The sequence below is a fragment of the Streptomyces sp. NPDC002156 genome (genome assembly GCF_053593675.1).
This window is the reverse complement of sequence record NZ_JBSFDA010000221.1, coordinates 1-14,306: the sequence shown is the minus strand read 5'-3', so window position 1 is coordinate 14,306 and position 14,306 is coordinate 1. Positions and strand designations below refer to the sequence as shown.

General features: G+C 71.4%; 13 protein-coding genes, 1 tRNA gene, 1 other RNA gene and 1 pseudogene. 6 read left to right on the top strand and 10 right to left on the bottom strand.

Translation table 11 applies throughout. The features are described from left to right. Window positions 1-97 precede the first annotated feature (97 nt). Window positions 98-363 (bottom strand): annotated as a pseudogene (locus ACWCRB_RS44865) (PLP-dependent aminotransferase family protein); the annotation flags it as partial. Between the two features lie 422 nt (window positions 364-785). On the opposite strand from ACWCRB_RS44865, the gene ACWCRB_RS44860 reads away from it, so the two are divergent. After that, entirely contained in the window at window positions 786-1,856 is a 1,071-nt protein-coding gene (locus tag ACWCRB_RS44860; RefSeq protein WP_451001578.1) for an NAD(P)H-dependent amine dehydrogenase family protein, read from the top strand. A 350-nt stretch (window positions 1,857-2,206) separates the two neighbouring features. Here the strand turns inward: ACWCRB_RS44860 and ACWCRB_RS44855 are convergent, their stop codons facing one another. The 4 genes from ACWCRB_RS44855 to ACWCRB_RS44840 form a co-directional block, all read right to left on the bottom strand. Continuing rightward, window positions 2,207-3,004 (bottom strand): class I SAM-dependent methyltransferase, encoded by a 798-nt coding sequence (locus ACWCRB_RS44855; protein WP_451001577.1) that lies wholly within the window; start codon window positions 3,002-3,004, stop codon window positions 2,207-2,209. 138 nt (window positions 3,005-3,142) lie between these two features. Further along, the gene (locus tag ACWCRB_RS44850; protein WP_451001576.1) at window positions 3,143-4,159 is read right to left on the bottom strand and encodes a transporter; all 1,017 of its coding nucleotides are present in this window, start codon (window positions 4,157-4,159) and stop codon (window positions 3,143-3,145) included. Beyond that, window positions 4,156-5,079, bottom strand: coding sequence for an ABC transporter ATP-binding protein (locus ACWCRB_RS44845; protein WP_451001575.1), 924 nt, complete (start codon window positions 5,077-5,079; stop codon window positions 4,156-4,158). Before ACWCRB_RS44845 ends, ACWCRB_RS44850 begins: the two co-directional genes overlap by 4 nt. Next, window positions 5,076-5,489: a GntR family transcriptional regulator gene (locus ACWCRB_RS44840; RefSeq protein ID WP_451001574.1), complete on the bottom strand. Its 414-nt coding sequence runs from the start codon at window positions 5,487-5,489 to the stop codon at window positions 5,076-5,078. Before ACWCRB_RS44840 ends, ACWCRB_RS44845 begins: the two co-directional genes overlap by 4 nt. A gap of 79 nt (window positions 5,490-5,568) precedes the next feature. On the opposite strand from ACWCRB_RS44840, the gene ACWCRB_RS44835 reads away from it, so the two are divergent. Next, on the top strand, window positions 5,569-7,197 hold the full coding sequence (locus ACWCRB_RS44835; RefSeq protein ID WP_451001573.1) for a glycosyltransferase family 39 protein: 1,629 nt from the start codon (window positions 5,569-5,571) through the stop codon (window positions 7,195-7,197). A gap of 37 nt (window positions 7,198-7,234) precedes the next feature. Here ACWCRB_RS44835 and ACWCRB_RS44830 read toward each other — a convergent pair whose 3' ends face one another. Together ACWCRB_RS44830 and ACWCRB_RS44825 are read right to left on the bottom strand one after the other, a co-directional pair. Next, window positions 7,235-8,575: a glycosyl hydrolase family 28-related protein gene (locus ACWCRB_RS44830; RefSeq protein ID WP_451001572.1), complete on the bottom strand. Its 1,341-nt coding sequence runs from the start codon at window positions 8,573-8,575 to the stop codon at window positions 7,235-7,237. A 467-nt stretch (window positions 8,576-9,042) separates the two neighbouring features. Next, window positions 9,043-10,041 carry a DUF5937 family protein gene (locus ACWCRB_RS44825; protein WP_451001571.1) on the bottom strand — a complete coding sequence of 333 codons (999 nt, stop codon included), beginning with the start codon at window positions 10,039-10,041 and terminating at the stop codon, window positions 9,043-9,045. 234 nt (window positions 10,042-10,275) lie between these two features. Between ACWCRB_RS44825 and ACWCRB_RS44820 the strand changes: the two genes are divergently transcribed. Next, on the top strand, window positions 10,276-10,560 hold the full coding sequence (locus ACWCRB_RS44820; protein WP_451001570.1) for a hypothetical protein: 285 nt from the start codon (window positions 10,276-10,278) through the stop codon (window positions 10,558-10,560). Further along, window positions 10,542-10,955 carry a DNA-binding protein gene (locus tag ACWCRB_RS44815; protein WP_451001569.1) on the top strand — a complete coding sequence of 138 codons (414 nt, stop codon included), beginning with the start codon at window positions 10,542-10,544 and terminating at the stop codon, window positions 10,953-10,955. Before ACWCRB_RS44820 ends, ACWCRB_RS44815 begins: the two co-directional genes overlap by 19 nt. Window positions 10,956-11,041: 86 nt before the next feature. On the opposite strand, the gene ACWCRB_RS44810 is transcribed toward ACWCRB_RS44815, so the two are convergent. Beyond that, a tRNA-Ser gene (locus ACWCRB_RS44810) sits at window positions 11,042-11,129 on the bottom strand. A 73-nt stretch (window positions 11,130-11,202) separates the two neighbouring features. On the opposite strand from ACWCRB_RS44810, the gene ffs reads away from it, so the two are divergent. Next, an RNA gene (gene ffs, locus ACWCRB_RS44805) (signal recognition particle sRNA small type) lies at window positions 11,203-11,299 on the top strand. Window positions 11,300-11,543: 244 nt separating this feature from the next. Here the strand turns inward: ffs and ACWCRB_RS44800 are convergent. Further along, window positions 11,544-11,687, bottom strand: a complete 144-nt coding sequence (locus ACWCRB_RS44800; protein ID WP_451001568.1) for a hypothetical protein — start codon at window positions 11,685-11,687, stop codon at window positions 11,544-11,546. Beyond that, a complete protein-coding gene (locus tag ACWCRB_RS44795; RefSeq protein WP_451001579.1) occupies window positions 11,639-11,755 on the bottom strand; it encodes a hypothetical protein in 117 nt (38 codons plus the stop codon). Before ACWCRB_RS44795 ends, ACWCRB_RS44800 begins: the two co-directional genes overlap by 49 nt. A 101-nt stretch (window positions 11,756-11,856) precedes the next feature. Between ACWCRB_RS44795 and ACWCRB_RS44790 the strand changes: the two genes are divergently transcribed. Then, a complete protein-coding gene (locus ACWCRB_RS44790) occupies window positions 11,857-14,169 on the top strand; it encodes a DNA polymerase III subunit gamma and tau (protein ID WP_451001567.1) in 2,313 nt (770 codons plus the stop codon). Window positions 14,170-14,306: the final 137 nt, after the last annotated feature.

Below are 14,306 nucleotides of genomic sequence, written 5' to 3'. Positions count from 1 at the left end.
TCGGGACGTACGTCCACCGGACCACATGCCGCTACGGAAGGTGCAACCCCATGCACACCGCCCCGCGCCAATGCCAGGAAACGCGCCCTTCCTCCCCTCCGAACAGGACGACCCGGGACGGGTCCATGCCCTGCAGGGCATGGACCGGACGGCGGTCGTAGCGGAACTCGGCGTCGTAGCCGTCCTCCAGTACGACACCGTCCACCCGGCGGGCCCAGTGCAGCAGGGCGCGCGCCGCTCGGGGACGAGCACGCTGCCCAGCGGGAACTGGTGCGCCGGCGTCGTCAGTACGGCACGGAGGCCCGCGTGTCCGGCAATATCCAGGTCCTCGACGCGCAGGCCGCCGTCGTCCGTCGTGAGCGGCCCGTGCTCCATCGCGCCGGCGTTCTCCCGCACCTGCGCGACGGTCCGCGGGAGTTCGACAGCCGCCTCGACGAGGCCGAACCGGCCCTCGCCCTGGTCGGCACCCCGGTGCTGCGCCAGGAGATGCTGACACTCCGGGTGCATCCGGCCTTCGAGGAGGGTAGGTACGAGGACGCGCGAGCGGCGCACGACGAACTGGTGCTCGACGAACTGAGGCTCACTCACCGGGACCGCATCGGGCTCGACACGCCGCACAGCCGGATGCTGATCCAGGAGAGCCACACGGAACAGGGCACCGGCCGGCTGCGGGACTCGCCGAGCGGGCCCAGCAGACGTCGGACATCGACCTGGCCGCCAAGATCTGGCGAACTCCGGCGGAGACCCCCAACCACAGTGAGGTGGAAGAGGTGGACGAGGTGGACATGGATCGCAGCTCCCTGGGGCCCGCCCCCGTCGACACGGGCAAACGGCTCGGAGTCGTGCAGTGGGCCACCGGCAACATAGGCACCGGCGCGCTGCGGGCGGTACTGGGCCACCCGGGCCTCGCCCTCACCGGGGTCTACGCCCACTCACCGGAGAAGGCGGGCCAGGACGCGGGCGACCTGTGCGGACTGGCCCCCACCGGCATCAAGGCGACCCACGACATCGACGAGATCCTGTCCCTCGGCGCCGACTGCGTGCTCTACATGCCGCGAGCCTGCGACATGGACGAGGTCTGCCGGATCCTCGCCTCGGGCGCGAACGTCGTAACGACCCGGGGCGAGTTCCACCACCCCCCGAGCATGGACAAGGCGATACGGGAACGGATCGAGGCCGCCTGCGCACGGGGCGGCACCTCGATCCACAGCACGGGCAGCAGCCCCGGCTTCATCACCGAGGCGGTGCCGCTGGTCCTGGCATCGATCCAACGGCGCCTGGACCACCTGACCATCCACGAGTACGCCGACCTGTCGCGCCGCGACTCACCGGGGATGCTGTTCGACGTCATGGGGTTCGGCAGCGCCCCCGCGGACTTCGACGAGGCCCGGCTGTCCCACGTACGCGACAGCTTCGGCCCGTCGCTACGCCTGCTGGGGGACGCCCTCGGCCTCCCGCTCGACTCGGTCGTGGCGTCGGGCGAGGTCGCGACGGCTCCCCGCCCGACGACGATCGCGGCCGGGACGCTGCCGCCGGGCACGGTAGCGGCACAGCGGATGACGGTCTCGGGCCTGAGAGACGGCGAGGAACTCCTCCGCTTCCAGGCGACCTGGTACTGCACGACCGACCTCGCCCCGGCCTGGGACATCCGTCCCACGGGCTGGCACCTCTCGGTCGAGGGCGACGCACCCCTCGACATCGACATGCGCCTGGCGGTCCCCCTGGAACGGATGGCCTCGGTGACCCCGGGCTACACCGCGAACCGCGCCGTCAACGCGGTCCCGGCGGTGTGCGCGTCGGCACCGGGCATCCGGACGACGGTGGATCTGCCGGGGTTCACGGCGAGGCTGGCCTGAGGAGAGGTCGCCGGGGACGGGTGGGGTTCGCGGTGCGGCCGGGTGCGGTCGACGGAGCCGGTTGGGGGGCCGGGGGGCAGCACTTCTTCTTCGTCTTCCGCCCCTGCGGCGGGGCCCACTCGCCCCGGCGCAACGGACCGCGGGAGTAGCCGATCATCGCCGGATTGCGGCAGCGCTCGCCGGTCCTGGCCGATGACCTTTACCTGCCGTACGGCTGTCCGGCCCGGCCTGTCTGCTCGACGGGGCGTCCCGCTGCTGCCGGGACCGGGGCGGAGCACCCAGGGATGCGGCGGATCATCCCGCGGACGCGGGGTCCGGCCACGCCGGTCCGCAGCCGCCGCCGCACACCTCTAACCCAGCGGAGCGCGACTCACCCGTATCTTCGACTGCCCGTGCGGGCGTTCCTCCCAGTCCTGCATGAAGCGGGCCTCCAGGCCGTGGCGGCGGGCCATGGTGAGGAGCGTCTCCGTGCGGTAGTAGAAGTCCTCGCGCAGGACCTGGTGTTCGGTGCCCTCGGTGCGGTCGAAGGTGAAGTCGAAGAAGCCGGTGTCGGTCAGCACCCGGCCGACATGGCTCAGGCACTCCTCGATGACGTCCGGCGGCGAGTGCGAGAAGACGCTGTGCGCGTGGACGACGTCGAAGTGGTCGCTGGGCAGGAAGTCCAGGGTGAGGTCGCCGGTGATGGTGAGGTGCGGCAGCTTGTCCTGGAGGCCGCGCTCCGTGAGCGTCTTCTTGGCGGCGACCAGGATGTCGGGCGAGATGTCGATGCCGTAGTAGTGCCCGGTGTCGAGGTGCTCGATGAAGCGCCAGCCGCCGCGCAGGTTGCCGCAGCCGATGTCGAGCATGCGGTGCTCGGGGCGCAGCCCGTGCTCGACGAGGTAGTCGAACTGCATCTGCCCGAGCGCCAGCCAGCGGTCATGGGTCCGGCTGCCGACCGCGGCCTCCGGACTGCGGGCCGTGTCGGCGGCCATCACGGCCCGGTAGTAGCCGACGTGGTCGGGGTGCTTCAGCCGCAGCCAGGCGTCCCGGCCCGCGCGGCGCAGGTACGGGGCGACCCGGCCGGGGTTGCGCAGGGCGTAGCCGACCTTGTGGGTGAGGGCGGCGCGGTTGCTGCGGATCTTCTTCGGCGACTTGGTGTCGGCGGGCATGGTGATGCGACCTCCGTCGTACAAGGAGCTTCGTACCGAGGGCCTTCGTACAAGGGTCGGCCCAGGGTGTGGGGATGACAACCGGGGGGTGGGGTGGTAGCCCCGGGGTATGGCCTGGTGGCAGGGCCGCCGACGCGGTCAGACGCGTCGGCGCAGCAGCAGCACCGTGGCCGCCGTGAGCAGCAGGGCGAGGCCGCCGAGGACGGCGGTGTCGGTCCACTGGAAGGCCCAGTAGTCGCCGGCGGGATTCGCCTCGTAGAAGCGGGAGACGTACCCGCCCTCGGCCATGCACCGTCTCAGCTCGGCGCCGGACGGGTAGGGGCAGCTCAGGACGTCGTCGCGGCGCCCGGAGGCGGTGATCAGGCCGTAGTGGCCGGCCGACCACTTGTCGCCCATGGGCTCCTTGGGGGCACTTCCGGCGCTGATGTAGGTGCGCGGCGGGACCAGCAGACGGGTCCGGTGCGCCCACTCCAGCAGGAGTGTCATCCCTCCGGTCACCAGGAGGGTCAGGCTCATCGCCGCCAGGACACGGCGGGCCAGCAGCCCCAGCAGGGTCCCGGCCGCCAGGCCGAACAGGGCGGCCGCGACGACGCGCGGGCCCGAGCCGCCGAGTGCCGTGTTCTCGTACCAGAAGAGGCCGTAGCTGCGGTCGGCGGCCGGTCGCCACCACCACGCGAACACTCCTGCGAGCAGCCCGGAGAGCACCACCGTGCTCACCGCGGCGAGGGCGAACCGCGAGGTGAACCACTGGCCGCGGCTCACCCCCTGGACGAGAACCGTGCGATGCGTGCCCAGTTCCCGGTCGCGGCCCAGCAGCGGGGCGCCCCAGAAGACGCCGATGAGGACGGGCAGGGCGAGGTTCAGCACGCCGAGGTAGCGCAGCGGCTCGATGTCCAGCAGCAGGGGCAGCCCGGTACCGGCGCCCGTGCAGGACAGCGGCCCGGGGTCGCAGTGGTCGAACAGCCCGCTGCGCAGGTCGCCCAGGATGCCCGCACGGGAGTACGCGGCGATGGCACCGACGGCGACCAGGACGGCCGCACCGACACCGACGAGCACGCGCTGCTGACGCCAGGCGAGCCAGAGGGAGCCGTTCCAAAGGGAGCTGCTTCGAGGGGAGTTGCTCCAAGGAAGGTTGCTCCGGAGGGAGTTGTTCATGCGGCGGCCTCCGTCCGCGCGGCGGGCGTGGGGAGCACCGGGTCGTTCGCCCGGAGCCGCCCGACCAGGATGTCCTCCAACTTGGGCCGCTCCACATGCCAGTCGCCGCGCAGCGGACCGCGTCGCCGGATCAGCGCGGTCATCTGCCGCCCCGTGACCCGGAGTTGTACGACGGTGTGTCCTCCGGCGGCCAGGGCGTCGGCCTGGTCGGCGTGCCCGGTGATCAGGACATGGCTCTCGCGCAGCGCGTTCGCGTCCTCGCTCAGCTCGACCCGGCCGCCCCGCAGCAGCAGCACCCAGTCGCAGGTCTGCTCCAGCTCGGGCAGGACGTGCGACGCCAGCACGATGCTGGTGCCGTACTCGGCGGCCTCGGTCATCAGCGCCGCCATGATCTCGCCGCGCGCCACGGGGTCGAGGTCGGCCATCGGCTCGTCGAGCAGCAGCAGTTCGGGCCGCTTGCCGAGCGCGAGGGCGAGCGCGACCCGGGTCCGCTGCCCGGGGGACAGCTCACCGACGCGGACGTTGAGCGGGATGCCGCCCTCCCGGACGGTCCGCTCGGCGGCGCCCATGTCCCACTCGACGTTCAGCTTCTCGCCCATCCGCAGGGTGTCCGCCACGGTGAAACGCGGGTAGAGCGCCTTCTCCTGGGTGAGCAGCGCGACCTTGGCCCGCGCCTCGGGCGTACCCGGTACGGCGTCCAGCACCCGTATCTCCCCGTCCCCGGCCCGCAACAGCCCACCGGCCAGCTGCAACAGGGTGCTCTTCCCGGCACCGTTGCGCCCGACGAGGGCGGTGATCCGCCCGCCGGGCACGGTGAACTCGCAGTCCCGCAGGGCCCATTCACCCCGCGCCCGATACCGGAACCCGAGCCCCGTGGCGCGCAGCGCGGCGGGAGAGTCGCCCCCGGTGCCCCTGGTCATGCGTCCTCCTCGATCTTCTGCCTGTCATGGGCGTCCAGGGCGGCGGTGACCATGGCCAGGACGTCGGCGCGTTCGAGCCCCGCTGCCCGAGCCCGTGAGGTCCACTCGGCCAGGTCGGCACGGAGCGGCGAATCGTCCTCCGCACCGGGCCGGGCGAGCGACCGCGTCACGAACGTGCCCAGCCCGCGCCGCAGTTCGACCAGGCCGGCCTGCTCCATGTCGCGATAGGCGCGGAGCACGGTGTTGGGGTTGATGGCGGTCGCCGCCACCACCTCCCTGGCCGTGGGCAACTTGTCCCCGACCTTCAACGTGCCCATCCGCAGCGCCCGTTCGGTCTGCTCGACGATCTGCACATAGGCCGGGACACCGCTGCCACGGTCGATCCGGAACTCGACCACGTCACCTTCCATGCTTGAACCAAGCTTGAACCATGCTTGTATTAATTCATTAATGGAAGCATGCTGGAGGTACGGCAGGGATGTCAACCTGATGTCAATTGGAACCACCGCGCGCGCGTCCCTGGCCATAGCCGTCACGCTGACCCTGGCCGCCGTGGCCCAGCAGTTACTGCTGGTCGTAGGCCTGGGCGCCCTGCTCCCCGGCTGGCAGCCCTGGCCCTTCCTGCTGGCAGCGGCCCCCGCCTGGTGGCTGGCACGCCCACTGTGGGCACACGCGGACCTCCCTCACCCCACCGCACGGGCGATACGCGCACTGCACCGCATACCACCCCCGGTATACCTGGCGACCGTCCTGGCACTGGCGACCGCGGCCTGGGCGGTCCTCCAGCAGCACGAGCCGTACCTGGGACACGAGGAGGCGGTGTACGCCAACAAGGCCCGCGCCTGGACCGACGGCACCCCCGACGCGGGCTGGGGCGAGTACCGCCCGCCCGGACTCCCGGCCCTCGGCCGCCTCGCCCTCGCCCTCCACAACGACGTGGGCAGCCTGCGTACGACGGCGCTCCTGCTCACCCTCTTCACCCTGACGGCGACCTACCTGACAGCGGCCCGCTGGACGACACCCCGCCGAGCGGTGGTCGTGACCCTCCTCCTGCTCTCGGGCCTCGGATTCCTGCGCCGCGTACCGCAGTTCCTCAACGACATAGGCGCCACAGGCCTGTTGCTGATCGTCGTCTTCCTCCTGACCCGCGCCCAGGAGGTACGCCGCTCCCGCGCCCTGCCCCTCGCGGCGGCCGTGGCGGTGGCCGCCTTCTACCTCCGCTACGGCAGCACGGGCAACCTCCTGGCGATCGCGCTGGCCGCGCTGTTCGCGTACGGCCCGCGCGCCTGGCTGGCCCAGGGCCGCCGCCTGGCCGCCGCGCTGGCCGTCCTCACCCTCGGCCTGCTGCCCCACTTCGTCCACGCCACACAGGTCACCGGCTCACCGTTCGGCCTGATCCTGTGGGCGGGCACCCAGGCCAACCGCGTCTACGTCGGCGACGGCCTCGTCTACTACCTGGCGATCTTCCCGTACCGCCTGGCCGGAGACCTGGGAGCGGTGGTGATGACGGCGGGCCTGCTCCTGGCGGCAAGCGCCCTGCGTACGCGAGGGGACTCCGCGCGCGGCGCCCGCCGGGTCTTCCTGGCCTCGACGGCGGTCCTGATCCTCGTCGTCCTGGGTCTCGCGACGGACGGCGAACCGCGCTTCGTCTACCTCTCGGTCGTCCTGCTCACGATCCTGGGCGTGGAGGCCGTGGCGGAGCGGACAGGGCCCTGGAGAAAGGGCGCGCTGACCGCCGTAGCGGCCCTGGCGGCCCTGACCACCGCCGGTACGACCCAGGTCGTCGCCCACGGAGCGATGCCGGGCCCGACCCACCTCGCCCGCTCGACGGTCCCGGTCGCCGAAGACCTGACCTCGAACTCCCCTTGCCTCCTGGTCACCGGCTACGAACCGGAGGCGGGCTGGTACTCGGGCTGCGACGCGGTCACGTACGCCCAGTACGCCCGTACGCCCCCACCCCCGAAGACCCGGGTCACCCTGCTCCTCTTCGACCACGGCCGCCTGCAGCCGAACCGCGCCGCCCTGTCCCGCCTGATCGGCGACCGCGCGACGCGGGTGCGCACGATCCCGACGGAGGGGGCGCTGGGCAGGGCGAGGGCGATCACGCTGCTCCCCTGAGTCCTGAGTCCGGAGTCCTTGTACGGACGGACCGCCCTCATGGAGTGCCGGGAGCTGCCTGAGGGGCGGAAGTGGTCCCGTACATCCGGCCGATCGCGGGATCGACGTGGAAGACCGTGTTGGATCCGCCGTCCCGCACCGGGGCCTGCGCGGCCTGGAGGTAGCCGCCGGTGACCGAGACGAAGGCGGCGCTCGTGGCGGCGATGCCGTACTGCGGGGAGTTGACGCCGCCCCCGGTGTCCTCGACACCCGGGAAGACGGTGACGCCGGTGACGACCACCGGGACGGTCGCGCCCTGGATCTTCAAGCCCGCGAAGCCCCCGCCGCCCGCGAGGGTGTTGCCGCCGTCGCGGCGGAGCATGAGCCCGGTGAACAGGACGGGGCTCGTGCCCTGCGCGTCCACGTACACACCGTTGAAGTTGTTGCGGTCGGTACTGAAGTTGGCGAAACTGCAGCCGCCGGCGCCCGTGCCACTGCTCCAGGTGCCGGTCACCTGCAGACCGTGGGCCTTGTTGAACTCGGCCCGGCAGCCGATGAACTGCGAGTTGCTCGCGTTGGCGACGTAGAACCCGCTCCCCCTGCAGCCGATCGCCTCCAGGTCGATCCAGGTGCAGTCCGTCATGGACAGGCTGAACCCGTGCCCACCGCACTGACTGGCGACGATCCGGGTCCCCCGCCAGCTGTAGGCACCGTTGGGGCTGATCGTCGACGAGGTGTGGCGCGGGGCGGCGATGCCACGGCCCCCGACGCCCGTGATCGAGACGTCCTGGAGCACCACGCTGTGCACGAGCCCGTACGCCTGGATCCCGTCCACCGTGTTGCTCCCGGCGTTCGGCCCGAGGTCACCGTTGAACATCCGGCCCCCCGGAAGCCGGGACCCGTCGATGCTGACACCGAAGACCCGCTGCTCGGAACTGTGGCCGTCCGGCAGGACGTTGTGGTCCCAGGTCTGTTCGTCCAGGAACCGTATGACGGCGGGATTCAGTCCGGGGTCGTCAGGAGTCGGACGGACACCCTCACCCTGCCCGGAGAAGTCCACGCGAGGCCGGATCGAGGACAGACTCGGCTGGAGATGATTCCCGTGGGTCCCCTGAAGGGTCACCCCGGACGGCACCTCCAAGGGCTGCCCGACCGCGTACGTCCCCGCGGGCAGATAGACGACCCCGCCACTCGGACACGCGGCCAGCGCCGCGTTGATGGCGGGCGCGTCATCGGTACTGCCGTCGCCGGTCGCCCCGTAGGGCGCGGCGGTCACGTCGATCCAGTCCGTGGGCCCCGTGCCGGCGGCCGCGGCACTACCGGCGGCGGCGATCGCCACGGCCCCGGAGGCCCCCGCGGTCGCAGCGGCGAGGAGAACACGTCTGCGCGAGGTTTCCATGACCGTCCGATCTCGTGAGGGGCCGGAATCCCGGCCCCTCACGGTGAGACGTCCGTGCTCCGTGTACTACGGCTCGATGAGGATCGAGTTGATCGGTGTGAGGTTCGCCCACCGGAGGTAGTCCGGCTGGAGGGCGGTCCCGCACCCCGTGCCGTTGCTGCCCGTGCACAGCTTCACGGTCCAGCTGTCGGGTGTTGTAGACCCAGTGGTACCGTCCCTAGGGACTGAGCGGGCGTGAGCCCGGCCAGCCGCGCGCCCCGAACGGTCTTGGGCGAACTGGTCCCCGGCGTACTCGACCCCAGGTCGGCGACACGCATCCTGTGCGTGGTCCGGGCCCGGGAGGCCAGTTCCCTCACGACCCAGCCGATTGGGCACGGCCAGAGGCGACAGGGAGGCCCTGAACCATCACTCCGGTAGAGCAGGGGCCCCGCACGCTGACGCCGTACCCGGTGTCCCAGGTCGCACGATCACGTTAACCCGATCAGCCCAGGACACCGCAAGCTCGCAAGCGGACCATCACACGATCGAGCTAATTCGGCGCCGCCCGCGGGTGTGCCCGCTTCCCGCAACACCGCCAACTGCTGGCTCCCGCTGGGCAGGGAGACACCCACCGCCGCCGCCAGCTCGGACGTCGTACCGCACTCGCGCGCCGCCGCCTCGTGGAGCAGCGCGGCTCTCGTGGCGCCCAGCAGCCCGATGAGCGGCGCGAGGCCGGAACCCGATGCCGATGCCGATACGACTGTCTTGTCGGCCGGGTAGACAAGCACCGGCCGGATGGACTCGTCAACGAGGGCGATCGGCCGCCGCCAGCAGAAGTACGAGGGCACGAGCAGCAGGCCCCGTCCCTCCAGGTGCAGCTCCCGCTCGACCGGGTAGTCCACTTCGAGGACCGGCGGCTGCCACACCGCCATCGGCCGGAACGTGTCCAGCAGGGCCCGCGTCCCACCGGTCACCAGCGCGCGGGAGCGCCAGGCGACGTCCGCGCTCACGGCCGCCCCGATCCGGTCCCACACCGGTTCCAGGAACGCGTCGTGATAGATGCGCAGCCCGCTCCCCAACTGCCGCAGCGCCTCCACGTCACCCCGCGCCAGCGCAGGGCCCGCGAAGGGTTGCGTGCCCGATGAGGCCAACAGGCCGAGTTCGTGCCGGAGTTGGCGGCGCGGAGTCACCAGCACCCGGTCGATGCCGTCCCGCAGGCTGACGCTCTCGCCCTCCACGGGCGGAGTCAGGAAGTCCGGGATGTACTCGGAGTACGGCACCAGGCTGCGCAGCGCCACCGCGGCCCGGCGGGTCGGGCCGTCGCGTCCCAGCCGTCCGCGGACCTCCCGCCGCCACGGGCCGAAGGCGAGGACGCCCTCCTTCGTCTGCAGCCGGCACAGACTGCAGACAATCTCCCAGAGCGGATCGGGACTCCGCGCGATCCGGATGTTCTCCAGGTCCTGGCCGGTGAAGTGGATCCGTAACAAGATGTCCCCCCGCGGTCGGCCTCAGAGGTCACGCAAGACCACACCGGGACCCCCACTCACGCGAATGGTCGAACGCCGCGCGCCGCACTGGCAAGGGCCTCATCGGGCCGGGCACCCATCGCACCCATCGCACCCACCGCCGGCTGCCCGATGCAGGACTCGGCCCGCAACCAAGACGGTTCGCGCCTCAGCGATGCCGACCTAATTCCTACTCGTTTGATAAAATCGGGTCCCATGAGCGAGATTCCTTACAGCGTCGGTGAAGGGCCAGCCACCAGGGTCAGCCTCTCCCTCCCTGAGGGGACGGCGGAGGCGATCCGCCGACGGGTCGGCAAGCGTGAGTTCTCCGCGTTCATCACCGAAGCGGTCGAGCGTGAGCTGCGCGGCCAGATCCTGGACGAGTACCTGGCCGACTACGAACGCCGTCAGGGGCCGATCTCCGAGCACGAGCAGGAGCGGGCGCGCCAGGTCTTCGACGAGGTGTTCGTCGAGGAGGGGCAGTGGCCCGCCGCAAGCTGAGCCACGAAGGCACCCTCGTTCTCGACTGCGAGGGCCTGTCGAAGTTCGTCAGCGATCACGAGCCCGTCGTCGCCCTGGTCGCCGAAGCTCGCAAGCGGGGCATGGAAGTGGTCATCAGTGCGCTCACCATCATCGAAGCGGCGCACCGCCGGACCGACAAGGCACGGCTCGCCTGGATCCTGTCCGGCGTGCGGATCGTGCACATCGGCGACGAGGAGGCCAAGGCCGCCTCAGCCATGCTGATCAACGCCGGGCTGGACGGTCACAAATACGCCATCGACGCCGCCGTGGCAGAGGCGGCGCTGCGCCAACGCCGCCCGGTCGTCATGCTCACCTCGGACATCGACGACATGACGAAGCTCTGCGGCGACAAGGTGCGCCTCGTCGCCGTGTAGCCGACGAGCAGGACCCGAACTCCGGGAACGACGAAGGGCCCCACCGCGAACGGTGGGGCCCTTCGACATCGTGCCCGGTGAGGCACTGGCGGAGGATACGAGATTCGAACTCGTGAGGGGTTGCCCCCAACACGCTTTCCAAGCGTGCGCCCTAGGCCACTAGGCGAATCCTCCGCCGGGAACATTACATGACCTGAGGGGGTGCTTGCGAACTCGTTCGGGCCCCCTGCGATCAGGTACGCTGGGCCTCAGCCCCTCACGCGGCGCTATCTGACTGAACTCCCCCAGGGCCGGAAGGCAGCAAGGGTAGGTTGGCTCTGGCGGGTGCGTGGGGGGTCTTCTGTTTACCCGGTGCCGCAGGGGCGAGAGTGCGGCGGCGGGCGTGAAGGAAGACCCGTTCGTCGATGTACACCGCGTAGAAGAAGACGAGCGCCACACCCAGGCCGATCACCGACGGGTGATGGCCGGTCGTCGGGGCCAGCACCGCCGTCATCGCGAGCCACAGGAACACGTTGGGCGTGTTCTGGGTGCTGAACATGTCCCGGCTGAGCCCCGCACTGTGCGTGCGTACGCGCAGGAACAGCGTCGTCAGGAGGCGGAGGGCTGCCAGCTCTCGCCGCCGGGCGGCGTACCGGTCGGGGAGTGGAACGCCTCGGTGTACCCGGCGAAACCGATCGACTTCTTCACCAGGCTCTTGTTGCGCCCGCTGTAGCTGCCGAAGTCGCGTTCCACGTGGTCTCGCGGGCGCGTTGGAGCGTGGACATGTGCACTTCGTCGATGCGTACGCCGGCCGCGACCAGCCTGGTGACCCGCTCGGCCGCCTGTTCGGCCTGGTTGGTGCCGAGGTCGGTGAGGGGGCGGGCGGGGCCGACTGTCAGTGGGGGCCGATATCGTCGTATGCGTGTCGTCCCTTGCGCTGTACCGCCGCTATCGCCCGGAGTCGTTCGCCGAGGTCATCGGGCAGGAGCATGTAACCGACCCGCTGCAGCAGGCGCTGCGGAACAACCGGGTCAATCACGCGTACCTGTTCAGCGGGCCGCGGGGCTGCGGCAAGACGACCAGCGCGCGCATCCTGGCGCGCTGCCTGAACTGCGCGCAGGGGCCCACGCCGACGCCCTGCGGCGAGTGCCAGTCCTGCCAGGACCTGGCGCGCAACGGCCCGGGGTCGATCGACGTCATCGAGATCGACGCCGCGTCGCACGGTGGTGTGGACGACGCCCGTGACCTGCGAGAAAAGGCCTTCTTCGGCCCGGCGAGCAGCCGCTACAAGATCTACATCATCGACGAGGCCCACATGGTCACGTCGGCCGGTTTCAACGCGCTGCTCAAGGTCGTCGAGGAGCCGCCGGAGCACCTCAAGTTCATCTTCGCGACCACGGAACCCGAGAAGGTCATCGGGACGATCCGCTCCCGGACCCACCACTACCCCTTCCGGCTGGTCCCGCCGGGCACGCTCCGCGACTACCTCGGCGAGGTCTGCGGCCAGGAGAACATCCCGGTCGCCGACGGCGTACTCCCGCTGGTCGTCCGCTCCGGAGCGGGGTCCGTACGAGACTCCATGTCCGTCATGGACCAGCTGCTGGCCGGCGCCGGTGCCGAGGGCGTGACCTACGCCATGGCCACCTCCCTGCTCGGCTACACGGACGGCTCGCTGCTCGATTCCGTGGTCGAGGCGTTCGCCTCCGGGGACGGCGCGGCGGCCTTCGAGGTCGTCGACCGCATCATCGAGGGCGGCAACGACCCCCGCCGCTTCGTCGCCGACCTGCTCGAACGACTGCGCGACCTGGTGATCCTCGCCGCCGTGCCCGACGCGGCGGAGAAGGGCCTCATCGACGCCCCCGTGGACGTGGTCGAGCGTATGCAGGCCCAGGCCGGCGTCTTCGGCGCCGCCGAACTCAGCCGCGCCGCCGATCTCGTCAACGACGGCCTCACGGAGATGCGCGGCGCGACCTCGCCCCGACTCCAGCTGGAACTGATCTGCGCGCGCGTGCTGCTGCCGGCCGCGTACGGCGACGAACGCTCGGTCATGGCCCGCCTCGACAAGCTGGAGCGGGGCATCAACTTCTCCGGCGGCCCGGCCGCGGGCACGGGCGGGGCAGGCATCCCCATGGGGTACGTGCCGGGGCCGGGCGCGCACGGCGTGCCCGCCGCGTACGAGGGGGTGGTGCCTGGTGGTGCTGGTGGCGTTGTCGGTGGTGCTGTGGGTGCGCCGGGCTTGCCTCCTGCCGCGTCGGGTGCACCTGGTGTGCCGGGTGTTGCCGGTGGGGGTGGCGTGTCCGGTGGTGGCGGTGGCGTGTCCGTCGGTGGCGTGTCCGGTACGGCGGACACGGGCGGCGCGTCTGCTCCGCCCCCTCAGCCCCAGCCTCAGGCCCCGGCCCCGGCTGCACCCGCCCCGGCTCCAGCCGCTCCCGGTGCCTGGCCCACCGCGACGAGCGCGGGCAGTGGGCGGCGCCCCGGTGGCTGGCCCACAGCCACCCCTGCGGGCACCGGACAGCCCCCGGCGCCCGCCGCAGCCGCTCCGCCATCGACACCGGCCTACGCCCAGCCCCAGTCCCAGCCCCCCCAGGCTCAGACGCCCGCCGCTCCGGCCGGCGCCCCCGTGCCCGGCGGCCTCGACCCCCGCATGCTCTGGCCGAACATCCTGGAGTCGGTGAAGAACCGCCGCCGGTTCACCTGGATCCTGCTCAGCCAGAACGCCCAGGTCAGCGGCTTCGACGGCACCACACTCCAGCTGGGCTTCATGAACGCGGGCGCGCGGGACAACTTCTCCAGCAGCGGCAGTGAGGAAGTGCTGAAGCAGGCGCTGTTGGAACAGTTCAACGTCCAGTGGCGGATCGAGGCGGTCGTCGACCCGACGGGCGGCGGTGGTGGTGGTCCGGCGGCTCCGGCGACCGGTGGTTACGGCGGAGGGGGTGCGCCCGGCGGTTATGGCGGAGGCGGCGGTGGTTACGGCGGCGCCGCAGCGACGCCCGCGCCCCAGCAGCAGCCCGCGCCCGCGTCTCCGGCGCCCGCGCAGGCCCCGGCACACCGCCCCCAGGCATCCGCGCCGGCACCGGCACCGCGGGCCTCGGCTCCGGAACCCCCGCCGATCGCCCCGGAGGACGATGTCCCCGAGGACGACGATCCGGACCTCGACGAGTCCGCGCTTTCCGGGCACGAGATGATCGTGCGGGAGTTGGGGGCGACGGTGCTGGAGGAGTTCTCGAACGAGTAGGCGGGTGGGTGTCCTGAGTGGGTTTTCTCGCCCCCGCCGCCCCTACCCGTCCCTCCCCCAGAGGGGGGACCCCCATCGGGGGCTCCGCCCCCGAACCCCCGTATCGCGCTGAACGCGCTCGTCCTCAAACGCCGGAC